Genomic DNA, 25,271 nt, shown 5'->3' with positions numbered 1-25,271 from the left:
GGAAAATGGCCGAAGCTTATGTCTATGATGCCGTGCGCACGCCGCGCGGCAGGGGCAAGAAGGATGGCTCGCTGCACGAAGTGCCGGCGGTGCGGCTCGGCGCCAAGGTGCTCGAGGCCATCCGCGACCGCAACGGGCTGGACACCGGCACCGTCGACGACATCATCTTCGGTTGTGTCGATCCGGTTGGCGAGGCGGGTGCGGTCATTCCACGTGCCGCCGCTTTCGAGGCCGGCTACGACACCAAGGCGCCTGGCATGCAGATATCGCGCTTCTGCGCCTCGGGCCTCGACGCCATCAATTTCGGCGCCGCCAAGATCGCGCAGGGCGCCGACGAGATCGTCATTGCCGGTGGCGTCGAATCGATGTCGCGCGTCGGCATGGGCGCCTCCGGCGGCGCCTGGTTCATGGACCCATCGGTCGGCCTGCCCGGCTGGTTCGTGCCGCAAGGAATCTCGGCCGACCTGATCGCCACCAAATACGGCTTTTCGCGCGACGACGTCGATGCCTACGCGGTCGAAAGCCAGAAGCGTGCCGCCAAGGCGTGGGGCGAGGGCCGCTTCAAGAATTCGGTGATCTCGGTCAAGGACCAGAACGGCCTGACCATCCTCGACCATGACGAACATATGCGGCCCTCGACCGACATGCAGTCGCTGGCCGCGCTCAACCCGTCCTTCGTCATGCCCGGCGAAATGGGCGGCTTCGACGCCGTCGCCGTGCAGAAGCATCCCGAGGTGGAACAGGTCAACCACGTCCACCATGCCGGCAATTCCTCCGGCATCGTCGATGGCGCGGCGGCCGTGCTGCTCGGCTCGAAAAAGGCGGGAAAGACGCTCGGCCTCAAGCCGCGCGCACGCATCCGTGCGTTCGCCAATATCGGCTCCGAACCGGTGCTGATGCTGACCGGCCCCGTCGACGTCACCGAGAAGCTGTTGAAGCGGGCGAAGATGAGGCTGTCGGACATCGACCTGTTCGAGCTCAACGAGGCCTTCGCTTCGGTGGTGCTGCGCTACATGCAGGCTTTCGACATTCCGCATGACCGGATCAACGTCAATGGTGGGGCCATCGCCATGGGCCATCCGCTCGGCGCCACCGGTGCGATGATCTTCGGTACGGTGCTGGACGAATTGGAACGCCGCGACCTCAACACCGCGCTGGTGACGCTTTGCATCGGCGCCGGCATGGGCACTGCAACGATCATCGAACGCGTCTGACGGAGAGAGATGATGAGCTACACCAATTTCACCCTCGACATCGACGCCGACGGCATTGCGCTGGTCACCTGGGACATGCCGGACCGTTCGATGAACGTCTTCACCGAGGAGGTGATGCTCGAACTGAATACCATCGTCGACAAAGTGGCGAGCGATGCAGCGATAAAGGGCGCGGTGATCACCTCCGGCAAGGATACGTTCTCGGGCGGCGCCGACATCACCATGCTGCAGAAGATGCTGGCGACCTTCGCCGCCGACAAGGCGAAGGACCCGGAGAAGGCGACCAAGGCCCTGTTCGACAATGCGGGCACCATGAACGGCCTGTTCCGCAAGCTGGAAACTTCGGGAAAGCCATGGGTTTCGGCGATCAACGGCACATGCATGGGTGGCGCGTTCGAATTGTCGCTCGCCTGCCATGGCCGTGTCGCGGCCGATTCAGACAAAGTGAGGATGGCGCTTCCCGAAGTGAAGATCGGCATTTTTCCGGGCGCCGGCGGCACCCAGCGCGTGCCGCGGCTGACCGACCAGCAGCAGGCGCTGCAAATGCTGACGTCCGGCCAGACGCTGTCGCCTCAGAAGGCCAAGTCGATGGGCCTGATCCATGAGATTGCCGAGCCGGACAAGCTGGTCGAAACCGCCAAGGCGATGATCAGGAACGGCTTGAAACCGGTGTCGCCATGGGATGAAAAGGGCTTCAAGCTGCCCGGCGCCCCGATCTATTCGGTGGCCGGTGCCAATCTGTGGCCGCCGGCCATCGCCATTCTGCGCCGCGAGACCTATGGCAATTATCCCGCCGCTGCCGCCATCCTGAAATGCGTCTATGAGGGCCTGTTGGTGCCGTTCGACACCGCCTTGCGGATCGAGCAACGCTATTTCACCGAGATCATGCAGACCAGGGAAGCGGCAGCGATGATCCGTTCGCTGTTCGTGTCGCTGCAGGAACTGAACAAGGGCGCGCGCCGCCCGGCCGGTGTGCCGGAAACGAAGTTCAAGAAGATCGGCGTGCTCGGTGCCGGCTTCATGGGCGCCGGCATCGCCTATGTGACGGCCAAGGCCGGCATTCCGGTGGTGCTGCTCGACCGCGACATAGAGTCCGCCGCCAAGGGCAAAGCGCATTCCGACAACCTGATCTCGGATCAGGTCAGGAAGGGCGGCGCCAAGCCAGAGGACAAGGAAAGATTGCTGTCGCTGATCACGCCGACGGCCGATTACGCCGATCTTGCCGGCTGTGATCTTGTGGTCGAGGCGGTGTTCGAGGATTCGGCCGTTAAGAAGGATGCCACCGAACAGGCCGAGGCGGTGCTGAAGCCGTCGGCGATCTTCGCGTCGAACACGTCGACCATCCCAATCACATCGCTGGCCAGGAATTCGGCGCGCCCGAAGAATTTCATCGGCATTCATTTCTTCTCGCCGGTCGACAAGATGATGCTGGTCGAGATCATCCTCGGCAAGAAGACCGGCGACAAGGCGCTGGCCACCGCGATCGACTTCGTCCGTGCCATCAAGAAAACGCCGATTGTCGTCAACGATACGCGCGGTTTCTATGTCAATCGCTGCGTACTGCGCTACATGTCGGAAGCCTACAAGATGCTGATCGAAGGTGTTCCGGCGCCGATGATCGAGAATGCGGCGAAAGCCGCCGGCATGCCGGTCGGTCCTCTGGCGTTGACCGACGAGACGGCGATCGACCTTGCCCAGAAGATCATGAAGCAGACCATGCGCGACCTCGGCGACAAGGCGGTCGATCCGAAGCAGATGGCGCTGATCAACACGATGGTCGACACGCATGGTCGCTTGGGCCGCAAGAACGGCAAGGGCTTCTATGACTATCCGGCAAAACCGGCCAAGAAGAAGCTGTGGCCAGGCCTCAGGGATCTCTACCCGCAGCTGGCGCCGGAGCAGGTCGATTATGAGGAACTGAAGCAGCGGCTGCTGGTCACCATCGCGCTGGAGGCGGTACGGGTGATGGAAGAGGGCATCGTTACCGACCCACGCGAGGCTGATGTCGGCTCGATCCTGGCCTTCGGCTTCGCGCCCTATACAGGCGGTGCACTGTCCTACATCGACGGCATCGGCGCGAAGAAATTCGTCAAACTCGCCAAGCGCCTGCAGAAGAAATACGGCACCGAGTTCAAGGCGCCGAAGCTGCTGCTTGATATGGCCGAGAAGGGCGAGACCTTCTACGAGCGCTTCGATCCCTATACCAGGGACGAGGCCAAGGAGGCAGCCTGACGCCGTCTTCGGCGGTGGACAAGATGGCGGCCAAGGGTTAGAACAGGGAAGGTATTTTTTCCTGTTTCGAAGGAAGAGCAAGGTGCTCTCGCACGACCGCGTTTGGGCCGCCATCGACGCTCTTGCCGAGCGTTATTCGCTTTCGGCCTCTGGACTGGCCAGGCGCGCTGGCCTCGACTCGACCGCCTTCAACAAATCGAAGCGGCTGTCCTCAGATGGACGGCCGCGCTGGCCGTCGACCGAATCGCTGGCCAAGATCATCGAGGCGACCGGCGCCTCGCTGGATGAATTTGCGGGGCTGGTCGAGGGTCGGGGTAATTCCGGCGCACTACCCGTGCAGAGATCGTCGGTGCCGCTGCTCGGCTTCGCCCAGGCGGGCGCCGGTGGCTTCTTCGACGACGCCGGGTTTCCAGCGGGGCAGGGATGGGACCTGATCGAGCTTCCGGCACGGGCAACCGAAACCTCCTATGCCTTGAAGGTCCAGGGCGATTCCATGCTGCCGCTCTATCGCAATGGCGATGTCCTGATCGTCGAGCCAGGGGCTACCATACGAAAGGGTGATCGCGTCGTCGTCAAGACCAATGCCGGCGAGGTGATGGCCAAGGTGCTCGACCGCCAGACACCGAGGTCGATCGCGCTGGTCTCCCTCAATCCCGATCACCCAGACCGCGACATCCCCATGCGCGATGTCGAATGGGTGGCGCGGATTGTCTGGGCAAGCCAGTAGGCGCGGGGCCGGTGCGTCTGCCTCACCTTGCCTTGGCTGTTCTGGCGATCCCGGCGATGGCCACGGCAATTGTCGCCGGCGGCCGCGCCGTCCAGAGCGAAAGCGGCGGCCCCTGGGAGCAAATCCAGGTCGGCGCTGAACCGCAGCCCGCCGCGCCGGCTGCGTCGGCCATCCTGAAACCAGTGCCGGCCAAGCAGGCGGCGCATTCGAGGGCAATCGATCCAGAAATCGTGGTGCCGCCGCAGCTCGGTTCCAACGGGCTTGAACGGATAGAGCCGCGCGCCCCGTTGAGCGATCTGGCATTGGCCGGACCGCCCAAGCCGCCAAAAACGACAATGCCCGACGACTGGAAAGGCACGAAACTATTCCAGCCCGTCGCGTCGGCCGCCGGGGTCATCGAAGCAATGGGCTATTCGATTGCGGTTTCCGGTATCGACATCGTCAAGCAGGAGGAGACTTGCACCGACGGCGGCGAGTCCTGGAATTGCGGCATTCGGGCGCGAACGGCCTTCCGCGCCTTTCTCCGCAGTCGTGCGGTGGTCTGTGCCGTGCCGCCCGAAGGCGGTCGTGATCTGATCGCCGCCGAGTGCCGGATCGGCAATCAGGATATCGGCCAATGGCTGGTCGAAAATGGCTGGGCGCGCGCCGCCAAGGGCGGCCCTTACGTAGAAGCCGGCGAGAAGGCGCGTGCAGCAAAAAAAGGCGTCTTCGGGCCGGCGCCGAGCGTTTCAGGCCTGCCGCCGCTCCCGGCTGCTGCGTCGCGATCCGCGCCTGTAGCGCCTAGCTCGATCCTGGAGGAGCAAGACGGCGTCCTCATGCCGCCAGCTGACCAGCCAGCGCCCGCTGAATGAGCTCGCGCGTTTCGGCGATGCCGTAGAGCGCGGCGAAGGAGCCGAAGCGCGGCCCGCGTTCCTGACCTATCAGCACCTGATAGATCATCTGGAAGAAGGCGACGGAGACACCGGGTCCGCCCTCCGGGCTCTGCTTGGAATGATCCTGGTAGCGCTCGATCTTGCGCGCAACATTGAGGGCAGCGTTCTGGATTGCCTCGCTGTCGGCATCAGCCGGCAGCGCGGCGAGCGCTTCCGAAAGCTTGGTCAGCGCCTCGCGCTCGACCGCGTCGGCAGCACGGTACACTTTCGCCGGCTTCACGAAATCGTCGAAATAGCGGATGGCATATTCGGCCAGCCGGTCGAGCTCGGGATGGGTTGTCGGCGTCACACCCGGCGCGTGGCGCGAAATGAAACCCCACAGCACGTCCCTGTTCTGCGCATTCGAGGCGCTGACCAGGTTGAGCAGCAGCGAGAACGGAACCGGCAGGTCGACTGCCGGGGGATTGCCGTCATGCATGTGCCAGACCGGATTGCCCAGCCGCTCCTTCCAGTCCTGCCTCTGATAGGCAGAGAGGAACGTGTAATATTCGTCTACCGCCTTCGGGATGACGTCGAAATAAAGCTTCTTCGCGGTTCGCGGGCGCTGGAACATATAAAGGCTAAGGCTCTCGGTCGGCGCGTAAGTCAGCCACTCGTCGATGGTCAGCCCATTGCCCTTCGACTTCGAGATCTTCTGGCCGTTCTCATCGAGGAACAGCTCATAATTGAAGCCCTCCGGTGCCGGAGCATCGAGCGCGCGGCAAATCTGCCCGGCGAGCTTGACGGAATCGATCAGATCCTTGCCGGACATCTCGTAATCGACGCCGAGTGCTGCCCAGCGCATCGCCCAATCTGGCTTCCATTGCAGCTTGGCATGACCGCCGGTCACCGGCGTCTCGAAGCGCTCGCCCGTGTCCGGGTCGCGCCACACGATGGTGCCGGCGTCGAGCTTGCGCTCGTCGATCGCGACTTGCATGACGATGCCGGTCTTGGGATGGATCGGCAGGAAGGGCGAATAGCTCAGCGCACGCTCCTGGCGCAGCGACGGCAGCATAATTGCCATCACCTTATCGAAGCGCTCGAGCATCTTGAGCAGCGTCGCGTCGAAGCGGCCGGAAGTATAATAGTCGGTCGAGGAAGCGAATTCGTAATCGAAGCCGAAACGGTCGAGGAAAGCGCGCAGCCGTGCGTTATTGGCGGCGCCGAAGGACGGATACTCATTGGAGAACGGGTCCGGTATCCTGGTCAGCGGCTTGCCGAGATAGGCGCGCAGCATGTCCTTGTTAGGCACATTGTCCGGCACCTTGCGCAATCCGTCCATGTCGTCGGAGAAGCACAGCAGCCGCGTCTTGACCTTGTCTTCAGTCAGCACGCGGAAGGCGTGGCGCACCATAGATGTGCGCGCCACCTCGCCGAACGTGCCGATGTGCGGCAGGCCGGACGGGCCGTAGCCGGTCTCGAACAGCACCGTTTCCGGGTAGCCGCTGCTCGCGTAGCGGGCGACGATCTTTTTCGCTTCCTCGAATGGCCACGCCTTGCTTTCGGCGGCGGCGGCGAGGACTTCCGGGCTGAGATCGCTCGGCTGTTGTTCGGCCATGATGCTATTCCTGCAACTTTGCCAGCATCCATGCCGGCAGCCGCATGCTCTAGACCATGATCCCGAAAAGTGGAACCCGGTTTTCGAGCAGGACCGTGATCAGGCAAGAAGATTAAGAGCCCCCGTCCCGATAGTCAGGATGGATCAAGTTCCAAGGCGTGATCGGAGCGCCAACGATCGCGGCTGTTTTTCCTTGCGGCGCCGGTCCCTCGTTCCTAACTTCGGGACCATCTCAAGGAGTTGTAAATGCCATTGTCGCCACACGAAGCCATGATCTACCTGATGGTCATCACCTCGGCGTCAGACCGCGACATGACCGACGTCGAACTGGCGCGGATCGGCGACGTCGTTCGATCCTGGCCGGTGTTTGAGGATTTCAACCAGGAGCGGCTGGTCGAGGTCGCCCAGGCCTGCCAGAAAATGCTGCATGAAAAGGATGGGCTGGAGGGCGTCCTGGCGCGCGTCGCCGAGGCGCTGCCCGAACGCCTGCGTGACACCGCCTATGCCGCCGCCTTCGAGGTCGCAGCTGTCGATCTCGAAATGCGCTTGGAGGAGGTGCGCGTCCTGCAGCTCGTCCGCCGGGAACTCGACCTCGATGCGCTGACGGTCGCCGCCATTGCGCGAGCCGCCAAGGCCCGCCTTCGCACGCTGACCTGAGCCGGCGGTCAAGCTCAGAAAAAACTGACGGGAAAATAGCGCAGATAGAACTCGGCGAACGTGCCTTTCACCGAGATTTCCTGCAGCGCGTAGTCGAAAGCGGCGGCCAGTGCCGGATCGTCGGCCCTGGTGGCGATTGCCATGCCTGAGCCGAGATATTCGGGCGCCAGATAGGGGCCGCCGGCAAAGCGGCAGCAGCCCGCTGCATCCGAACCGCCGAGCCAGAAGGCGAAACGCATGCCGTCGCCGAAGGCGGCGTCGATCTTGCCGGCTTTCAGCTCGCCATAAAGCTCCTCCGGCTTTGCGAACGGGACGATTTGGACGTCGCCGAAATAATCGCGCAGCATCCGCTCGTGCGCGGAGCCGGCGATCACGCCGACACGCTTGCTGCGCAGCTTGTCGAACATTGGTTCGGTCAGTGCCTGTGTCTTCAGCATGATGAAGCGTGCCGGAAATTGCAGGTAGGAGCGTGAAAATGCGTATTTCGACCGCGGCTCCGGCGTCGCGGCGATGCCGGCAATGATCGCTTCGCCCTCGCCTTTCCCGAGCGCACCTTCGAGCTCGGCCCAGGGCAGCGCCTGGATCTGGCATTTTTCGGCAATGCCGAGCTCGGCGCAGATGGCGCGCGCCAGGTCGACATGGAAGCCCGACAGCCGGCCTGCCCCATCGAGGAAATTGAACGGCGGGAAATCCGTGGTGGTCAGGAATCGCAGCCGCGGCAGCATCGAAAGGTCCGGCTTTGGCAGCCGCTCCTTGGCGTCCCAGAACACCGGCACCTGCGGCTCCGCGGCGAGCGCAGCAGCCGCAAGCGATTGCGCTCCGATCAATATCAAGATCAATGAAATGGATATGCGCCGAAACGCCACGCGACGACTCCGTCCGGTCTTGCCCCGCCTTTCGTACGAAATAACACAGGGTTTTGTACGAAAAAAACACAGGTACGACGGTTTTTGGTTTCATCATTGCAATTTAGGGATATTGTTTAGTGAGTTTGCAAGTGACTGCGTGATGCCGGCTGAAGAGGAGCAGTAGGACGCACAGGGGAGGCAGCTTTGCAGTCCGGGGTTGATGGCGTGGTGCGGGTTGATCACTGCCATTGGCCTCAAGAGCGGAAGGCAACATGGGGTAGATGTTGCGATGGGTCATTTCGATCGTACGCTGGAGTTGATAGATCAGTTGCAGCACGCCGGCACAGCCGCCGCCGTCTGCGAAAAGCTGCTGGGGGTAACAAGCGGGTTCGGGCTGACGGCGCTGATGGCCGGGACGGTTCCGCAACCTGGCACGCCGAGAAACCAGCAAAAGGACCATGTGCTGCTCTGCGACTGGCCGGCTGAATGGCTTGAGCGCTACGTCGCGCGCAACTACGTCGATCACGACCCCGTCGTCAGCCACATGAAGCAGCTTCAAGCGCCATTCCAGTGGCGGGAAGCATCTCAGGGCATCCGCATCGGCAAGAGCGGCGGCGAGGTGATGGGCGATGCCGGCGAATTCAAGCTGCGCGACGGGTTGGCCTTCCCGCTAATCACGCTCGATGGCCAGATCGTCATGGTGTCGCTAGGCGGCGAGGCTGTCGAATTGTCGAGCGCCGAGTTCGGGTTGGTGTCGCTGGTCTCGACTTATGCGATTGGCCGCGCAATGCAGCTCCACACCATGGCGGGCAAAACCATCGATCATGTCGAATTAACGCCGCGTGAGCGCGAATGCCTGCAATGGGCTGCTGTTGGCAAGTCCGAATGGGAGATTTCACAAATTCTCGGCATTTCGGAACACACGTCAGAGAAACACCTTCTTAACGCCAAAAGCAAACTCGGTGCCGTCAACCGGGTCCAGGCCGTCGCGGAAGCGATAAGGCGCGGCTATATTAACTAGGTCGGCCGCGCCGGCCTAGAAATTCTTGCTTGCGTGATCGCGTAATTTTTTTGGGAAAGCACGGCCGTATCTTCCTATTGAAACTAGGAGACGGCAAATGCTTTTTTCCCTCACGACCCAGGAATTGATGGAACGGCCCGACCTCTGGGAGGCAGTTCATCGTTTGCGTTACAGAGTTTTCGTCGAAGAGATGGGATGGACCGATCTGCAGCGCCCTGATGGCCTCGAGATCGATCAATTCGACCACGACGAGGCAGTGCACCAGATCGTCATCCGCAATGGCGAGCTCGCCGGTTATCAGCGGATGCTGCCGACGACCCGGGCACATCTTCTAACCGATGTGCTGGCGGACCTTTATGAGGGAACCCCACCGTCGGGCCCGAATGTCTATGAACTGACCCGCTATGCGGTTGCGCCGGGATTCCGCGACGGTCGGCGCGGCGTGTCGACGGTCGGCACCGAGCTGATCGCCGGCTTCGTCGAGTGGGGTCTGAAGCGCAACGTCAACCAGGTGATCATCGAATTCGAGCCGATGTGGGTGCTTCGCGCGCTGCAGCTGCATTTCCTGGCAACGCCGCTCGGTTACCAGCGTACCTATGGCAACCAGCAGGTGGTTGCCACACTGCTCACCTTCAACGAGCACACGCTCGACGTGGTGCGTTCGCGCCGCAACCATTTTGCGCCGGTGCTGGCCAGAGGGTACCCGGACATGCTCGGACAGAGACGCGCCTCGTGAGATTGGAGAGAGGCCATGAACGTTCACTCAAAAGCAGAATTCCGCAATCACACGCTGATCGTCACGGTATCGTCGGGTGACGGCCGCCCGGTGCTGGACAGGCGGGCCTATGAAAGCCTGGCCAGGACATTCCACGAAGCCGCTGTCGACGACGACGTCCGCGTCGTGGTCCTGCGCGGCTTGGCCCGGTGCTTCTGCCTCGGTGCCGATTTCTCCGAATTTCTCGACGCCACCAAACATCGGCGACTGATCGCCGCCGTCACCGATATGTTCCGCACGCTGGCGACGTTCCCAAAACCGGTCCTTGCCTGTGTCGACGGCGACGCCGTCGGCGTCGGTTGCACCATCCTGTTCCACTGCGACATGGTGATCGCCTCGAGCAAGAGCACGTTTCGGGTGCCGTTCGTCGATTTCGGCCTGGTGCCGGACGCGGCGACCAGCATTCTGGCGCCGCAGAAGCTCGGCTATGCCGGGGCGTTCCGCTTCTTCTGCCTGGGCGACACGCTCGCCGCCGAAGATGCCAGGGCACTGGGCCTTGTCGGCGAGATCGTGACGGACGGCAGCGTCGAGGAAGCCACGTTGGCAAGAGCCAGGCAACTCGCCAAGAAGCCTGTCGCGGCGCTGCTACAGACGCGCGACCTGCTTAGGGGCGACACCGGCGCGCTCTGCGACCGCATCGACCAGGAGATCTCGCTTTTCCAGCAGGCGCTGCAGGACGACACCACGCTGAAGCGACTGCAGCGGATTGCCCGGCTGGCGGCATGAGAGCCGCGTATCGATGAGGTGAGCTTATTTTTCGAGGAAAGTCGGCCCTTCGCCGATGATCTTCTTGTCCTCCTTGCCGATGACGTCGAGGTCGCGGCCGTCATAGGGAAGCGAAAGGAGAATGCGCTGCATGACGGCCAGCCGCGCGCGCCGTTTGTCGTTCGCCCGCACAATGATCCAGGGCGCGAACTCCTTGTGCCTGCGCTCGACCATCAGGTCGCGCGCTTTGGTGTATTCGTCCCATTTGGTGATGCCGGCGATGTCGATTGGCGAAAACTTCCAGCTCTTCAGCGGGCTCCAGCGGCGGTCGTGGAATCGCTCGAGCTGCGTTTCCCGGCCGATGTTCAGCCAGAATTTGAAGAAATGTATGCCCTCGTTGCGGATCATCCGCTCGAAATGCGGAACCTCGTCCAGAAATTGCTCGTGCTGCTCGGGCGTGCAGAATCCCATCACCGGTTCAACGCCGGCGCGGTTATACCAGGAGCGGTCGAAGGTGACGAATTCGCCCGACGTCGGGAAGTGGTCGACGTAGCGCTGGAAGTACCATTGTCCAAGCTCGGTGGGCGTTGGCTTGGTCAGCGCCACGTTGCGCGCCGTGCGAGGGTTCAGATACTGGCGCAAAACGAAGATCGTGCCGCCCTTACCGGCAGCGTCGCGCCCCTCGAACAGCGAAATTACCCGCTTGCCCGTCGACTGCAGCCACGCCTGCGCCTTGACCAGCTCGATCTGCAGCTTCTCTAGCCTCTCGTCATACTCCTCGCTCTTCATCTTCTTGTCGTAAGGGTAACCGCCGGCGGTGAGCTTGCGGTCCTCGACCCAGTCGGGAAGCGCGGGGGCCTCGATGTCGAACGCCCTCTCCTTGCCGTCGATCATGATCTTCAGCGGCCCCGATGAGGGTGCGGCGGGGCTTTCCTTAGCGTTTTTCATCGAGGCGAACCTTTCCAGCTTCCGGACTCGTGCTATTGGGAGCCTTACTGCATCGGCCCGAAAATCGGAATCGATTTTCGGAAAGAACGATGCAGCAGATAAAGTGGTAGAGCGTCCTTTGTGCGTCCAATTGGACGCACTGCGCTCTAGCGCCGGTCCAGCAAGAAGTTCTTGAAGTGGCCGCAGACGGAGCGCAAATGGCCGACATCGGCACAGAGCGGAGAGGCAGGGCGCAAGCCGTCGCCATGCGGCTGTGGAACAGCCGCTGGCTGCTGGCGGCCGGCCTCGTTGCGGTTCTGATGGTCTATGGTTTTGCCGGCATGTCTGGCTATGTGGTGCTGCTGGCTGGCGCCGTGCTGGTTGCCGCTGCGATGCTGCCGGCCGGCATCGCCCGCCAATCGACCGAAAATGCCGCGGCCATCGAGTCGAGCGTGCAACAACTTTCCGGCGAATACCTCGCGGCGGCGGTTGCCGATCCGCTGATCATTTTCGATCGCTCCGCCGCCATCGTCCACGCCAACGCCGCTGCCTTTGCCGCCTTCGGCGGGATTGCCCCCGGCATGTCGCTGTCGCTGAAATTCCGCGCGCCGGAAATGCAGGGCTTGCTGGATAGTATCTTGGCGGGCAACGTCGCTTCGGACAGCGTCGACTACATAGAAAAGCTGCCGGTCGAACGAGCCTATCGGGTGAGCGCGTCTTCAGTCGGCCATGCCACGGATCTCTACGTGCTGGTGTTCAAGGACCAGAGTGAGGCGCGCCGGATCGACAGAATGCGTGCCGACTTCATTGCCAATGCCAGCCACGAGCTGCGCACGCCTCTCGCCTCGATCGCCGGCTTCATCGAGACGCTGCGCGGGCCGGCCCGCAACGACCCCGCGGCGCGCGAGCAGTTCCTGCAGATCATGCAGAACCAGACCAGCCGCATGGCGCGCCTCATCGACGACCTTCTGTCGCTGTCGCGCCTGGAGATGAAGCCCTATCTCAAGCCGGGAACCGAGGTCGACCTGCGCCAGGCCATCGACAGCGTCATCGATTCGCTTGGGCCGCTCGCAAAGGAAAACGGCGTCGTCATCGAGCGTGATTTCGCCGAAGGGCCGCTCGACGTGCCCGGCGATCGGGACGAGCTTTTCCAGGTCTTCGAAAACCTGCTGGAAAACGCCTGCAAATATGGTCAGTCGGGCGGACGCGCCGTGGTGTCGATCATACGCAGCGACAGCGATCCCGAACCGGGCATCGACGTCACCATCAGGGATTTCGGCCCCGGCATCCCCGAAGAGCACATTCCGCGCATCACCGAGCGCTTCTACCGCGTCGACGTCGAGAACAGCCGAACCCAGAAGGGCACCGGCCTTGGCCTGTCCATCGTCAAGCATATCCTGACCCGCCACAACGCCAGACTCTCCATCAGGTCGGAGGTCGGCAAGGGTGCGGCGTTCACGGTCCATTTGCCGGCTCGCTAACGTAGTACTATCTCTAGCACGTAATGGGCCGTTTCTTTTTTCTGTCATCCGGCTAGCGTATCAGCGGGGATTCGAGGGAACGACTCAACCACGAGATCCCGGGAAGGCATTTCGTCCCATGCAGTCCGTGCATATCGTCAGCGCCTATGACGAGGAGCTGAAATATCTGTCGAAGCGCATCGCGGCGATGGGCGGGCATGCCGAGCGCATGGTCGAGCAGGCGGTCGCGGCGCTGGTCAATGCGGATCCGGGGCTTGCCCAGAAAGTCATTCGGGACGACCTCGTTCTGGATGAGGGACAGCGCGAGATCGACGACAAGGCGATCATCATCATTGCCAAACGCCAGCCGATGGCGACGGATCTGCGCGAGATCGTCGGCGCGATCCGCATCTCGGCTGACCTCGAACGGGTAGGCGACCTCGGCAAGAACGTCGCCAAGCGGGTGGTTGCCGTCGCAGACGGGCGCCAGCCGAACAGCCTGTTCCGCGGCCTCGAGGCTTTGGCCAATCTGGCACTGACCCAGCTCAAGGAAGTACTCGACGTCTATGCGTCGCGGTCGGTGGAGAAAATCGGTTTCGTGCGCGACCGCGACGACCAGATCGACGCCATGTACACCTCTCTGTTTCGCGAATTGCTGACCTACATGATGGAAGACCCACGCAACATCACGCCCTGTACACATCTCCTGTTTTGCGCCAAGAACATCGAGCGCATCGGCGACCACGCTACCAACATCGCCGAGACGATCTACTATATCGTCACCGGCGATCAGATGCCGGCCGATCGTCCGAAGGGCGACAAGACGGACAAGATTATTCTTCCCGCAACCCAACCAGCGAAGTGAGTTCTCTCAGCACTGATGCGAATTTCGGATTCGCCACCTGACAGAAAATTGCGCTAAGCTTTCGACGCGCCGACTTCTCAGTTCCGCGATGAAGGCCCCGCCTTCAGGAGGCTGCGATGGAATACGTCCGCGAGTTTGCTCCTGCGCCGCCGATGTCGGGTATAATCGCTTGCGGCGTCTATACGGCTGGGCGGCGCATCGCCGACATTCCGATCGAGGAAGCCGGCGAATGGGCCGGGAAGCCGGGCCACGTGGTCTGGATCGGACTGCTGGAGCCCGACCGCAATTTGTTGCTGCGCGTCCAGGCGCAATTCCATCTGCATGAGCTGGCGATCGAGGACGCCGAGCATCCGCACCAGCGACCGAAGATCGAGCAATATGGTGATGCCCTGTTCATAGTTGCCCGCACGGCGCAGCTGATCGACAGCCGCGTCACCTTCGGCGAGACGCATCTGTTCGTCGGCGCGGGCTACATTGTCAGCGTCAGGCATGGCCCGTCGACCTCCTACGCCGCCGTTCGGCAGCATTGGGAAAGCTGCCCGCATTCCCTTGCCAAGGGCGAGGATTTCGTCCTCTACGCCATTCTCGATTTCATCGTCGACAACTATATGCCGGTGCTTGAGCAGATCGAAAACGAGGTCGAGGCGATCGAGGACAAGGTTCTGCTGAAACCGATGACCGGCTCCGATATCGAACGGCTTTATATGCTGCGCCGCGATCTCTTGCGCCTGCGTAATGCGGCCCTGCCGCTGGTGGAGGTCTGCCGGCGGCTCACCAGCGCCGATCTGCCGCAAATCCACACAGCCATGCACCCGCTGTTTCGCGACGTCACCGACCACATCCGCACTGTCCAGGAAAAGATCGACAGCCTGCGTGAGGTTCTCGCCTTCGCCTTCGAGGCGAGCCTTCTGGTCGGTCAAAGCCAGGAGACGGCGATCTCCAAGAAGCTTGCCTCATGGGCCGCAATCTTGGCCGTGCCGACGGCATTCGCCGGCATTTACGGCATGAATTTCAGCGACATGCCGGAACTGAGGATGGAATATGGCTACCCGGCCGTCCTGGCGGCAATTGCCCTGATCTGCACGTTTCTTTACTGGCGGTTTCGCAAGAATGGGTGGCTTTGAAGCGAGGGCAGTAGGGCAGTAGGGCAGTAGGGCAGTAGGGCAGTAGGGCAGTAGGGCAGTAGGGCAGTAGGGCAGTAGGGCAGTAGGGCAGTAGGGCAGTAGGCTATCGCTTCGGGAGCGCGCTTCTCTACAATTCACCTACTGCCGTACTGCCTTACTCCCTATTCCCCTAACTATCTGCTCCGCCGCCGCTCCGATGCCGGCTGGAACGCCACGCGGGCGTGGTACTTGCAGTAGGGGCCGGTTTCGGCTGCGTCGTTGCCGCAGAAATGGAAGTCTTCCGAAAGCGGATCGCCGTTCGGCCATTTGCAAGTGCGCTCGTTGAGTTCGACAAGTTGCAGATGCCGCGAGATCGGCACGACGACGTTCTCGACCGGGCGGATATAGTGGCGCGCCACCGGTTCGGCATCGAACTGCGCCTTGAGCGCGGTCGCACCGATCGACATCGAGGTGGTGGCATGGCGCGTGGCGCTTGCTGCCCGGGACACCGATTTCTGGATCGTCGATCCCTGCACCGTCTTCTTCTGGCGTGCCGGTGAGGCGGTCGTGCGTCCGCGACCGGACAGTTTCAGCCGGTGCACTTTGCCGATGACCGCATTGCGGCTGACCCCGCCAAGCTGTGCGGCGATCTGGCTGGCGCTGAGGCCCTCCGACCACAATTTTCTGAGAAGTTCGACTCGCTCGTCAGTCCAGTTCATGAGACCGCGCTCCTGCTGAAACGTGCGGCAATCGGAATCCATTCCCGACCCGGCTTCTGCCGGGCAGACACCACATATATCGGGTGATTAGGTCCGCCGCACGAAATCTAGTTATTTCTCTACTACAATTACCTTATGCGCTGACTCGGTGACAAGAGTCCCAAGGCCAACACGAATCGGTTTTTTCGGTTTTCCCCAACTTGCCCGGTCGCTTATGAGCCGGCGTTATGCTGGGGGGCTTGCCGCGCGACCTTGCGCGACCTTTTCGTTGACTTCACGGCCGAAAAACACGATAAGCCACAAGGGCCGCCGCTTTGGCGGCTTTTTGATTTTTCCGGTTCCGGAGACGCATATAATGAGCGGTTCGGCGCTTTTCGAGACCTTTGTTCGCGCACCCCTGGCTTTCGACCACGGTGAAGGCACCTGGCTGGTCACCGACAAGGGCGAGCGATATCTCGATTTCGCCGGCGGCATCGCCGTGAATTCGTTGGGCTACAGCCATCCGCATCTGGTCGCGGCCCTCACCGAGCAGGCCGCCAAGCTCTGGCACGTCTCCAATCTGTACGAGATTCCGGGACAGAGCCGGCTCGGCGAGCGGCTGGCCGACGCAAGCTTCGCCGACAAGGTGTTCTTCACCAATTCCGGCGCAGAGGCGCTCGAATGCGCCATCAAGACGGCGCGGCGCTACCACTTCGTCAAGGGCCATCCCGAGCGCTACCGCACAATCACCTTCGAAGGCGCCTTCCACGGCCGCACCCTGGCGACCATCGCCGCCGGCGGCCAGTACAAGTATCTGGAAGGTTTCGGCCCCAAGGTCGACGGCTTCGACCAGGTTGCTTTCGACGATATGGATGCCGCCGAGAAGGCGATCACGCCTGAAACCGCGGCGATCCTGATCGAGCCGGTGCAAGGCGAGGGCGGCATCAGGCAAGTGCCGACGCAATCGCTGAAGCGGCTCAGGCAGCTCTGCGATCAGCACGGACTGCTCCTGATTTTCGACGAGGTCCAATGCGGCGTCGGCCGCACCGGAAAGCTGTTCGCGCATGAGTGGGCGGGTGTCACACCCGACCTCATGGCGGTGGCCAAAGGCATCGGCGGCGGCTTCCCGATGGGTGCCTGCCTCGCCACCGACGAGGCAGCGGTCGGCATGACCGCCGGCGTGCACGGCACCACCTTCGGCGGCAATCCGCTGGCAATGGCGGTCGGCAACGCCGTGCTCGACGTGATGCTGGAAGACGGCTTTCTCGAAGACGTCCGGCGCAAGGCACTGCTGTTGAAGCAGGGGCTCGCTGGCGTCGCCGACGAATTTCCGGATGTTATCGAAAGCATCAGGGGCACCGGCCTGATGCTCGGGCTTAAATGCGCGATGCCCAACACCAAGGTCACGGTGGCACTGCGTGACCAGCATCTCTTGACGGTTCCGGCCGGCGACAACGTTATCCGCCTGCTACCGCCTCTCACCGTCACCGACGCCGAGATCCACGAAGCGCTCGAGCGCATTCGTGCCGGCGCCAAGAGCCTGGCAGATGCCATCGTCGCTGCCGCTGCGAAGTAATCCTGGAATTCCTGATGTCCCTTCGCCATTTCACCGATCTTTCCGCCGTTTCCGAAGGCGATCTGCGCTTCATGCTCGACGACGCAGCGGTGCGAAAGGCAAGGCTCAAGGCCGGCGAACGCAGCAAGCCGCTCGAAGGCAAGGTGCTGGCGATGATCTTCGACAAGCCGTCGACGCGCACGCGCGTGTCGTTCGACGTCGGTATGCGGCAGTTGGGTGGCGAGACGATCATGCTGACCGGCACCGAGATGCAGCTTGGCCGCTCGGAGACCATTGCCGACACGGCCAAGGTGCTGTCGCGCTATGTCGATGCCATCATGATCCGCACCACCTCGCATGACCGGCTGCTGGAACTGACGGAAAACGCTACGGTCCCCGTCATCAACGGGCTGACCGACGAGACCCATCCCTGCCAGCTGATGGCCGACATCATGACCTTCGAAGAGCACCGCGGTCCGGTGGCCGGTAAAACGATCGCCTGGACCGGCGACGGCAACAACGTGCTGCATTCGCTGCTGGAGGCATCCGCGCGGTTCCATTTCAAGCTGAACGTCGCCGTGCCCGAGGGCAGCGAACCGGCCCAGAAGCATGTCGACTGGTCGAAAGCCAATGGCGGCAAGCTGAAATTCACCCGTTCGCCCGAGGAGGCCGTTCAGGAGGCCGACTGCGTCGTCACCGACTGCTGGGTGTCGATGGGCCAGGAGCACCGTGCCCGCGGCCACAATGTCTTCCTGCCCTATCAGGTCAATGCGGCACTGATGGCGAAAGCCAAGCCGGACGCGCTGTTCATGCACTGTCTACCGGCGCATCGCGGTGAGGAGGTTACCGACGAGGTCATCGACGGACCGCATTCGGTGGTGTTCGATGAGGCCGAGAACCGGCTCCATGCCCAGAAGGCGGTCTTGGCCTGGTGCCTGGGCGCTTGATACGAGCCGCGGTGATCCGGGCCGGCCTGATCTGCGCCGCCTTGATCTGGGCCGCCTTGATCCGGGAGTTGGTGGTGCCTATCTCAGGCGCATCACGCAAATCGAGCGCGTCTCGTCGCATGCGCCCCGGAGGGCGGTATCGCCGCGCCCCGGAGCTTTGTCATGTTGGAAACTCATCAATTGGCTGAACATAAACCCAAGCTCGGCGAATTCGGCTACGCCGGCGACGACCATGTCGTGCCGTTCGAGGTCGGCCCGCTCGACGTGCGCGGTCGCACCGTCCAGCTCGGGCCGATGCTCGATGCTATTCTCAGCCGCCACGACTATCCCGAGCCGGTCGCCCGGCTCCTGGCTGAAGCCTGTGTGTTGACGGTATTGCTCGGAACTTCGCTGAAGTTCGAGGGCAAGTTCATTCTGCAGACCCGCACCGACGGGCCGGTCGACATGCTGGTCGCGGATTTCTCCACGCCGCACGCGCTGCGCGCTTATGCCCGCTTCGATGCCGACCGGCTGCAGGCTTTGACTTCTGCCGGCGAGACGTCACCGCAGACGCTGCTCGGCCGCGGCGTCCTGGCGCTGACCATCGACCAGGGCGCTCACACACAACGCTACCAGGGCATCGTCCAGCTCGACGGCGTCACACTGGAAGATGCCGCACGCACTTATTTCCGCCAGTCGGAGCAGATTCCGACCGACCTCCGGCTTTCGGTTGCCAAGCTTCTGACGCCCGGCGTCGGCGGTGCCCGCGAGCAATGGCGGGCCGGTGGCCTGCTGGCACAATTCCTGCCGCAGTCGGCGGAGCGCATGCGCGTACCCGACCTTCCCGGTGGCGACGGCGATCCGCGTGAGGAAATCCACGACCCGACCGACAATTCCTGGCAGGAGCTGCTGGCGCTGGTTGGTACTATTGAACCGACCGAGCTGATCGATCCGACGATCGGCGCCGAACGGCTGCTTTACCGGCTTTTCCACGAGCATGGCGTCCGCGTGTTCGGCGGGGTGCCGGTCGCCGACCAGTGCTCATGCTCGAGGGAGAAGATCCACGGCATCCTCGAAGGCTTTTCCGCCGAGGAGATCAGGGACAGTACCGAGGATGGCAGCATTCACGTCGCCTGCGAATTCTGCTCGAAGCAATATGACTTCGACCCGGCGGAGTTTGCAGCGGCCGGATGACGGCCGTCAATTGACGGTGCGCCGCATTCCCGGCAAGTCGAGCGAGAAGGCGGGGATGGCGACGTCGAACGTCTCGCCCCGTTTGTTGCGCATGGTGTAGTGCCCGACCATGATGCCGGACGGCGTCGAGAGCGGGCATCCAGACGTATACTGATAGCTGTCGCCGGGGTTGAGTCCGGGTTGTTCGCCGACGACCCCGGGGCCGCGCACTTCCTCGACCTTGCCGGTGCCGTCGGTAATGTGCCAGTAGCGCGACAGAAGCTGCACGAACTCATCCGACTGATTATCGATGGTCACCTGATATCCCCAGACATAGCGGTTTTGCGGCGGGTCGGAGTGATCCTCCAGATAGAACGGCCTGACCTGCACTTCGATGTTGCGGGTGACGGCGCTGTACATAAACTGCTCCAAAGCAATGTAGATGGAACTTTCGACGCTCAGCGCAGTTTGATCAACGATGCGCGTCATCTCCTTGCCCGACTCGAGCGCAGGTGCCGAAAAACAATGTCATTTAAGTGACACATGACAATGATGGTGTGCAGGCTTGTGCCGGGCGACTCAGCGTTCTGTCGAATTGTTGAAAACGGCCGTCATGCGGCCGGCACTTCTGGAGTGACCAGATCTCGATGGAACCGACATTCGCAGCCGCCCTCCTTTCCATAGCCCTCCTTCTTTCAAATCTCGCCAGCATCCTGTTAGCTTCGCTGAAGCTGAAGCGACCAGCCAGGATCGCACCGCCCGCGGCCAACCCGCCGCCAGTATCGATCGTCATCCCGGCGCGCGGCGTCGAGCCGTTTGCCGAAGTGACGCTGGAGCGCGCCTTCTCACTCGACTGGCCGCGCTACGAACTCATCTTCTGCGTTGCCCATGCCGACGACCCGGTGGTCAAGCCGATCACCGCCGCAATGGCGCGCTTTCCAGCTATTCGCGCCCGTCTTCTAGTCGGTGACGACCGCATCAGCGGCAATCCAAAACTCAACAATTGCGTGAAGGGTTGGGAAGCGGCGCATTATAGCTGGGTCATCCTTGCCGATTCCAACGTGCTTATGCCGAGCGACTACGTCCAGCACCTGATGGCGGCGTGGCGGCACGACACCGGCCTCGTCTGCTCGACGCCGATCGGCTCGCGGCCGGACGGCTTCTGGGGGGAGGTCGAATGCGCCTTTCTCAACACGCTGCAGGCACGCTGGCAGTACGCCGGAGAGGCGCTCGGCCTCGGCTTCGCCCAGGGCAAGAGCATGTTGTGGAACAAGCCGATGCTCGATGCCAATGGCGGCATCCGCGCGCTTGCCGCCGAGATCGCCGAAGACGCCGCCGCGACCAAGCTGGTCAACGGGCTCGGACTGCGGGTCAATCTTGTCGCCTCTCCCTTCGAACAGCCGCTCGGCCGGCGCACGCTTGGCGAGATCTGGTCGCGGCAGACGCGCTGGGCGCGGCTGCGCCGCGTCACCTTTGCACTGTTCTTTGCCCCCGAAATCCTGATCGGCGCGGCACCGCCGCTAGTGCTTGCACTGATCGCCGCGGCTGACGCCGGCGTCAGCCTGCCGGCAACCGCCATCGCCGTGCTGGTCGCGGCCTACCTGCCGGAATGCGCCTTGGCCTCGGCCAAGGGATGGCACCTGTCGCCGCGCACCATCCTGGCGATGATGGCGCGAGACCTGATGCTTCCCGCCATTTGGGCGCGCGGATGGCTGAGCGGCGCCGTCGACTGGCGCGGCAATGTGATGACTATCCAGACCAAGGCCGTCGCGGAGCTGGAAGAGACCCCGTCCGGCGCCTGATCGGCACGTCCCCGCTCGCCTCTATTCGGCCAGCCCCTATCCGGCAACTCTCAGTGCCTGCTCGATGTCTTCGAGCAGGTCGTCGGCGTCCTCAAGGCCAACTGACAGCCTGAGCGTTCCCGGTCCGATGCCGAGTTCGGCGCGGGCCTCATCGGTCAAGTTCTTGTGCGTCGTCGTCGCCGGATGGGTGATCAGGCTCTTGGCGTCGCCGAGATTGTTGGAAATCAGCACGACGTCGAGTGCGTTCTGGAAGGCAAAGGCCGCCTGCTTGCCGCCCTTCACATCGAGGCAAATCAGCGTCGAGCCGCCCGACATCTGCTTCTGGACCACGGCCGCTTGCGGGTGGTCGGCGCGGCCGGGATAGATGACGCGGGCGATTTGCGGTCGCTCGGCCAGGAAATCCGCGATGCGGCCGGCACTTTCCGTCTGCTGGCGTACGCGTAGCGGCAGCGTCTCCAGGCCTTTCAGCAGGGTCCAGGCATTGAAGGGCGAGAGGCTTGGGCCGGTGTGGCGGAAATAGTCATGCAGGTTCTCGTCGATCCATTTCTTGTCCGACAGAACGATGCCGCCAAGACAGCGCCCCTGGCCGTCAATATGCTTCGTGGCCGAATAGACGACGATGTGGGCGCCGAGATGCAGGGGTTTCTGCTGCAAGGGCGTAGCGAAGACATTGTCGACGATCAGCCTGGCGCCGATCGAATTGGCAAGTGCCGCGACGGCGGCAATGTCGACTACCTCCAGCGTTGGATTGGTAGGGCTTTCCAGGAAAAACAGTTTGGTGTTGGGCTTGACCGCCTTTTCCCAATTGGCGATGTCGGTGCCGTCGACCAGCGTTGCCTCAATGCCGTATTTCGGCGCCAGCGTCTCGACCACCCAGCGGCAGGAGCCGAACAGCGCGCGCGCCGCGACGATATGGTCGCCCGCCTTGGCGCTGCACAGCAGTGCTGCCGTCACCGCCGCCATGCCGGATGCCGTGGCGCGCGCGTCCTCGGCTCCTTCCAGCGCGCACATGCGTTTCTCAAACATGTCGACCGTCGGATTGGCATAGCGCGAATAGATGAAGCCCGGCTCCTCGCCCTTGAAGCGGGCCTCCGCCGCTTGCGCCGTCTCGTAGACATAGCCTTGGGTGAGATACATCGCCTCGGAGGTCTCGCCGAAGCCGGAACGCAGCGTCCCGGCATGCACGAGTGCGGTCTGAGGCTTCCAGTCGCGCTTCTTGGTCATCATTCCATCCAAACACCAAAATTGGTCCAAACAACAAAAAACCGGTCGCGAAAGTCGCAACCGGTCCATATGGCCTTGCGGCCCGACGGTCCTTTAGCGACTTGTTTAACGTGGCTGCAAGCCGACCGGCCAAATCACCACGGGATAACGAGCTTTAGACCCGCGCCACGCTTGCGTCAATTGCCGGCATGATTAAGAGGGTTGTACCAAGCAGGTGCCAAAGGCGTCCACGGTCGGACCTGCGACAGAACAAGACCTCGCCCGGCGTTCGAACGGAGCCAGACCCTTGCGGCAGACAGGCATTCTTCCCGATCAGGATATTTCCGCGCTGTTCCAGACGGGCGCGCTGAAATCGCCGCGCACGCTCGATGCCGATCAGATCCAGCCGGCCAGCCTTGATCTCAGGCTGGGCGACAAGGCCTGGCGGGTGCGCGCTTCCTTCTTGCCCGGCCCGGACCACAGGGTTGCCGACAAGCTCGGCCGGCTGAAGCTGCACGAGATCAACCTCGCCGAAGGTGCCGTGCTGGAAACCGGCTGCGTCTACATCGTGCCGCTGCTCGAAAGCCTGGCGCTGCCCGCCCATATTTCCGCCTCCGCCAACCCGAAAAGCTCGACCGGACGGCTCGATATCTTCACTCGGGTAATGACCGACCGTGGCCACGAGTTCGACAAGATCGTCACCGGCTATGAAGGCCCGCTCTATCTGGAGGTCAGCCCGCGCACTTTCCCGATTGTCGTGCGCACCGGCTCGCGGCTGTCGCAGATCAGGTTCCGCACCGGCAATGCGCTCTTGTCGGAAAGCGAGCTGCACGAGTTGCACCGCGCCGAGATGCTGGTCGCCACCGAACCACCCAACATCTCAGGCGGCGGCATCGCGCTGTCGATCGACCTCGACGGCGACAAGGATGGGCTTGTCGGCTATCGCGGCAAGCACCACACCGGCCTGGTCGACGTCGACAAGCGCGCCGCGCAGGATGTCGTCGATTTCTGGGAGCCGCTCTACAAGAGCGGTGCCGGCGAGCTGGTGCTCGATCCGGACGAATTCTATATTCTGGTGTCGCGCGAGGCGGTGCATGTGCCGCCGCTCTACGCGGCCGAAATGACGCCCTTCGATCCGCTGGTCGGCGAGTTCCGCGTCCATTATGCCGGTTTCTTCGACCCGGGTTTCGGCCATTCGGCGTCGGGCGGCACCGGCAGCCGGGCGGTGCTCGAGGTGCGTAGCCACGAAGTGCCGTTCATCCTCGATCACGGCCAGATCGTTGGACGGTTGGTCTACGAGCACATGCTGAAACGGCCGCAGGCGCTCTACGGCACAGATCTAGGCTCGAACTATCAGGCGCAGGGCCTGAAACTGTCCAAGCATTTCCGCGCCGCCCGCTGATCTTGTTCGCAGGCCGTCAGCCGCGAAACAGATATTCTTTCGCGGCGCCAAGGCAGCCATGAAACTGACCGACAAAGAGCAGTTCTCGCACTGCCAATCGCTTCTTCCCCCAAAAACCTCTGGTTTGCTTCTCGTCGTCAAGTGAGGCGCTTGAGCTGGACTGCAAGGGGAACAACTGCTTGTCGATACATCCCAGCACATGGGCTCTGGCGGAGTCGAGACCGCAGGCTCTGCCATTGTCGTTCAGTCTGTCGGCGCGGAGTGCGGACGTCATGCGATCCGCGTTGCGCATCAGAAAGCTCACTTGCGATTTCGAATAGCCGGTGGCCAGAAGCCGGTTAGTCATCGACATCCGGGCCTCGCGATAGGATTTTGCGCTGCATTGTCCGGCGCTGTAAGCCGCTGGGGAGAAATAGGCGAGGAACAGGACTAAACTTACGAACACAGTGCCAATCCGCAGGCCGTTCATTTCTCGCCCCTGAATTATGTCACCAGTTTACAACGCCTTCACCGCCACCTTCACCGGCTGCTCGATTTCGAGCGGGTTGCGCAGAGGCAGGCCGAAATCCTGCGCCTCGATTTCGAATACGTCGCCGGCCTCGGTCCTGATGCCGTCGGCGAAGGACAGCGTCGCCGTGCCGAACATGTGCACATGCACGTCGCCCGGCTGGCGGAAGGCCGAGTATTTGAAGTGGTGATGCTCGAGATTGCCAATGGTGTGCGACATGTTCGCCTCGCCCGACAGGAACGGCTTTTCCCAAAGCAGCTTGCCGTCGCGCAGGATGCGTGAAGCGCCGCGGATGTCGGACGGCAGGTCGCCGATCAGGATCTCCGGCCCGAACGAGGCGTTGCGCAGCTTGGAATGGGCGAGGAAGAGGTAGTTCACACGCTCGGTGACGTGGTCGGAAAACTCGTTCGACAGGGTGAAGCCGACACGGAACGGGGCGCCGTCGTCACCGATCACATAGATGCCGGCAATTTCCGGCTCCTCGCCGGCATCCTGAGCGAAGGCGGGCGACATAAGCGCCGCCCCGGGCGCTACTGCCATGGTGCCGTTGCCCTTGTAGAACCATTCCGGCTGCACGCCGGTCTGGCCTTTCGCCGGCTTGCCGCCCTCAAGCCCCATGCGGAACATCTTCATGGAATCGGTCAGCTGTTCCTCGCCGTCCGTGCTGAGCTTCCTGTGCATGGAATCGCGGGTCGCGGCGGAGCCGAGATGCGTCAGCCCGGTGCCGGTGAGATGGAGATGCGCCGGATCGGGATGGTTGATCGGCGACAGCAGCCGGCCCTTCTTGTAGGCTGCGTCGAGATCGACGGTTTCGCCGAAGCCCTTGCGCTCGATCAGGGCGACAAGCCCGCTGCCGGTACGCGCGGCTTCCATCGCCAGCGAATAGACGCTGCGGGCGCCGTTGATGACGCGGGTCTTGCCGCCGTTGCGGGCAACGACGCGGATCGTCTCGGCGTCGTCGAGGATTTGTGAGATCAGCATGGTAACCCTCTCTGAATTGT

General features: G+C 62.5%; 24 protein-coding genes and 1 riboswitch. Of the genes, 16 read left to right on the top strand and 8 right to left on the bottom strand.

Annotated features, from left to right (window positions below; all coding sequences use genetic code 11):
- Window positions 1-5: 5 nt before the first annotated feature.
- From NKI18_RS00575 to NKI18_RS00560, 4 genes are all read left to right on the top strand, one after another.
- The gene (locus NKI18_RS00575) at window positions 6-1,214 is read left to right on the top strand and encodes an acetyl-CoA C-acetyltransferase (RefSeq protein WP_352570361.1); all 1,209 of its coding nucleotides are present in this window, start codon (window positions 6-8) and stop codon (window positions 1,212-1,214) included.
- Window positions 1,215-1,226: 12 nt separating this feature from the next.
- Window positions 1,227-3,446: a 3-hydroxyacyl-CoA dehydrogenase NAD-binding domain-containing protein gene (locus NKI18_RS00570; RefSeq protein ID WP_352614640.1), complete on the top strand. Its 2,220-nt coding sequence runs from the start codon at window positions 1,227-1,229 to the stop codon at window positions 3,444-3,446.
- Window positions 3,447-3,528: 82 nt separating this feature from the next.
- A complete protein-coding gene (locus NKI18_RS00565) occupies window positions 3,529-4,173 on the top strand; it encodes a S24 family peptidase (RefSeq protein ID WP_023677336.1) in 645 nt (214 codons plus the stop codon).
- A gap of 11 nt (window positions 4,174-4,184) precedes the next feature.
- Window positions 4,185-5,024 carry a thermonuclease family protein gene (locus tag NKI18_RS00560; RefSeq protein ID WP_352614642.1) on the top strand — a complete coding sequence of 280 codons (840 nt, stop codon included), beginning with the start codon at window positions 4,185-4,187 and terminating at the stop codon, window positions 5,022-5,024.
- Here NKI18_RS00560 and NKI18_RS00555 read toward each other — a convergent pair.
- A complete protein-coding gene (locus NKI18_RS00555; RefSeq protein WP_352614643.1) occupies window positions 4,987-6,642 on the bottom strand; it encodes a lysine--tRNA ligase in 1,656 nt (551 codons plus the stop codon). The two genes, NKI18_RS00560 and NKI18_RS00555, sit on opposite strands and share 38 nt — an antisense overlap.
- Before the next feature lie 246 nt (window positions 6,643-6,888).
- Here NKI18_RS00555 and NKI18_RS00550 point away from each other — a divergent pair, with 246 nt between their 5' ends.
- Window positions 6,889-7,299, top strand: coding sequence for a tellurite resistance TerB family protein (locus tag NKI18_RS00550; RefSeq protein ID WP_023677339.1), 411 nt, complete (start codon window positions 6,889-6,891; stop codon window positions 7,297-7,299).
- Between the two features lie 14 nt (window positions 7,300-7,313).
- On the opposite strand, the gene NKI18_RS00545 is transcribed toward NKI18_RS00550, so the two are convergent.
- Entirely contained in the window at window positions 7,314-8,165 is an 852-nt protein-coding gene (locus NKI18_RS00545) for an ABC transporter substrate-binding protein (protein ID WP_352614645.1), read from the bottom strand.
- Window positions 8,166-8,436: 271 nt separating this feature from the next.
- Here NKI18_RS00545 and NKI18_RS00540 point away from each other — a divergent pair, with 271 nt between their 5' ends.
- The 3 genes from NKI18_RS00540 to NKI18_RS00530 all read left to right on the top strand — a co-directional run bounded on the left by NKI18_RS00540 (window position 8,437) and on the right by NKI18_RS00530 (window position 10,669).
- The gene (locus NKI18_RS00540; RefSeq protein ID WP_023677341.1) at window positions 8,437-9,168 is read left to right on the top strand and encodes a helix-turn-helix transcriptional regulator; all 732 of its coding nucleotides are present in this window, start codon (window positions 8,437-8,439) and stop codon (window positions 9,166-9,168) included.
- 97 nt (window positions 9,169-9,265) lie between these two features.
- On the top strand, window positions 9,266-9,904 hold the full coding sequence (locus NKI18_RS00535) for an acyl-homoserine-lactone synthase (protein WP_023677342.1): 639 nt from the start codon (window positions 9,266-9,268) through the stop codon (window positions 9,902-9,904).
- A gap of 15 nt (window positions 9,905-9,919) precedes the next feature.
- On the top strand, window positions 9,920-10,669 hold the full coding sequence (locus tag NKI18_RS00530; protein WP_352614648.1) for an enoyl-CoA hydratase-related protein: 750 nt from the start codon (window positions 9,920-9,922) through the stop codon (window positions 10,667-10,669).
- Window positions 10,670-10,693: 24 nt separating this feature from the next.
- On the opposite strand, the gene ppk2 is transcribed toward NKI18_RS00530, so the two are convergent.
- Window positions 10,694-11,596, bottom strand: coding sequence for a polyphosphate kinase 2 (gene ppk2 / locus NKI18_RS00525; RefSeq protein ID WP_352614650.1), 903 nt, complete (start codon window positions 11,594-11,596; stop codon window positions 10,694-10,696).
- 197 nt (window positions 11,597-11,793) lie between these two features.
- Between ppk2 and NKI18_RS00520 the strand changes: the two genes are divergently transcribed.
- The 3 genes from NKI18_RS00520 to NKI18_RS00510 all read left to right on the top strand — a co-directional run bounded on the left by NKI18_RS00520 (window position 11,794) and on the right by NKI18_RS00510 (window position 15,024).
- Entirely contained in the window at window positions 11,794-13,056 is a 1,263-nt protein-coding gene (locus NKI18_RS00520; RefSeq protein WP_353018604.1) for an ATP-binding protein, read from the top strand.
- Between the two features lie 118 nt (window positions 13,057-13,174).
- The gene (gene phoU / locus NKI18_RS00515; protein ID WP_023677346.1) at window positions 13,175-13,900 is read left to right on the top strand and encodes a phosphate signaling complex protein PhoU; all 726 of its coding nucleotides are present in this window, start codon (window positions 13,175-13,177) and stop codon (window positions 13,898-13,900) included.
- Between the two features lie 116 nt (window positions 13,901-14,016).
- Window positions 14,017-15,024 (top strand): magnesium and cobalt transport protein CorA, encoded by a 1,008-nt coding sequence (locus NKI18_RS00510; protein WP_023677347.1) that lies wholly within the window; start codon window positions 14,017-14,019, stop codon window positions 15,022-15,024.
- Between the two features lie 173 nt (window positions 15,025-15,197).
- On the opposite strand, the gene NKI18_RS00505 is transcribed toward NKI18_RS00510, so the two are convergent.
- Window positions 15,198-15,722: a GcrA family cell cycle regulator gene (locus tag NKI18_RS00505; protein WP_023677348.1), complete on the bottom strand. Its 525-nt coding sequence runs from the start codon at window positions 15,720-15,722 to the stop codon at window positions 15,198-15,200.
- A 355-nt stretch (window positions 15,723-16,077) separates the two neighbouring features.
- On the opposite strand from NKI18_RS00505, the gene NKI18_RS00500 reads away from it, so the two are divergent.
- The 3 genes from NKI18_RS00500 (at window position 16,078) to NKI18_RS00490 (ending at window position 19,376) form a co-directional block, all read left to right on the top strand.
- The gene (locus tag NKI18_RS00500) at window positions 16,078-17,277 is read left to right on the top strand and encodes an aspartate aminotransferase family protein (protein WP_352614653.1); all 1,200 of its coding nucleotides are present in this window, start codon (window positions 16,078-16,080) and stop codon (window positions 17,275-17,277) included.
- Window positions 17,278-17,291: 14 nt separating this feature from the next.
- Window positions 17,292-18,203, top strand: a complete 912-nt coding sequence (gene argF / locus NKI18_RS00495; protein ID WP_352614655.1) for an ornithine carbamoyltransferase — start codon at window positions 17,292-17,294, stop codon at window positions 18,201-18,203.
- 162 nt (window positions 18,204-18,365) lie between these two features.
- The gene (locus NKI18_RS00490) at window positions 18,366-19,376 is read left to right on the top strand and encodes an Hsp33 family molecular chaperone (RefSeq protein ID WP_352614657.1); all 1,011 of its coding nucleotides are present in this window, start codon (window positions 18,366-18,368) and stop codon (window positions 19,374-19,376) included.
- Between the two features lie 6 nt (window positions 19,377-19,382).
- On the opposite strand, the gene apaG is transcribed toward NKI18_RS00490, so the two are convergent.
- Window positions 19,383-19,775, bottom strand: a complete 393-nt coding sequence (gene apaG / locus NKI18_RS00485) for a Co2+/Mg2+ efflux facilitator ApaG/CorD (protein ID WP_023677352.1) — start codon at window positions 19,773-19,775, stop codon at window positions 19,383-19,385.
- 227 nt (window positions 19,776-20,002) lie between these two features.
- On the opposite strand from apaG, the gene NKI18_RS00480 reads away from it, so the two are divergent.
- Window positions 20,003-21,157, top strand: coding sequence for a glycosyltransferase (locus NKI18_RS00480; protein WP_353018599.1), 1,155 nt, complete (start codon window positions 20,003-20,005; stop codon window positions 21,155-21,157).
- A 36-nt stretch (window positions 21,158-21,193) separates the two neighbouring features.
- Here NKI18_RS00480 and NKI18_RS00475 read toward each other — a convergent pair whose 3' ends face one another.
- Window positions 21,194-22,384 (bottom strand): O-succinylhomoserine sulfhydrylase, encoded by a 1,191-nt coding sequence (locus tag NKI18_RS00475; RefSeq protein ID WP_352614658.1) that lies wholly within the window; start codon window positions 22,382-22,384, stop codon window positions 21,194-21,196.
- A gap of 70 nt (window positions 22,385-22,454) precedes the next feature.
- A riboswitch (SAM riboswitch) is annotated at window positions 22,455-22,532 on the bottom strand.
- Window positions 22,533-22,667: 135 nt separating this feature from the next.
- On the opposite strand from NKI18_RS00475, the gene NKI18_RS00470 reads away from it, so the two are divergent.
- Window positions 22,668-23,762, top strand: coding sequence for a 2'-deoxycytidine 5'-triphosphate deaminase (locus NKI18_RS00470; RefSeq protein ID WP_352614660.1), 1,095 nt, complete (start codon window positions 22,668-22,670; stop codon window positions 23,760-23,762).
- 16 nt (window positions 23,763-23,778) lie between these two features.
- Here the strand turns inward: NKI18_RS00470 and NKI18_RS00465 are convergent, their stop codons facing one another.
- Together NKI18_RS00465 and araD1 are read right to left on the bottom strand one after the other, a co-directional pair.
- On the bottom strand, window positions 23,779-24,231 hold the full coding sequence (locus NKI18_RS00465) for a hypothetical protein (protein ID WP_352614662.1): 453 nt from the start codon (window positions 24,229-24,231) through the stop codon (window positions 23,779-23,781).
- A gap of 27 nt (window positions 24,232-24,258) precedes the next feature.
- Window positions 24,259-25,251 carry an AraD1 family protein gene (gene araD1 / locus NKI18_RS00460; protein ID WP_352614664.1) on the bottom strand — a complete coding sequence of 331 codons (993 nt, stop codon included), beginning with the start codon at window positions 25,249-25,251 and terminating at the stop codon, window positions 24,259-24,261.
- Window positions 25,252-25,271 lie beyond the last annotated feature (20 nt).

Origin of the sequence: Mesorhizobium sp. M0800 (genome assembly GCF_040320095.1) — a bacterium.
GTDB lineage: Bacteria > Pseudomonadota > Alphaproteobacteria > Rhizobiales > Rhizobiaceae > Mesorhizobium.
The sequence above is the reverse complement of the archived record's forward strand: the minus strand, read 5'-3'. Positions and strand labels throughout refer to the sequence as shown.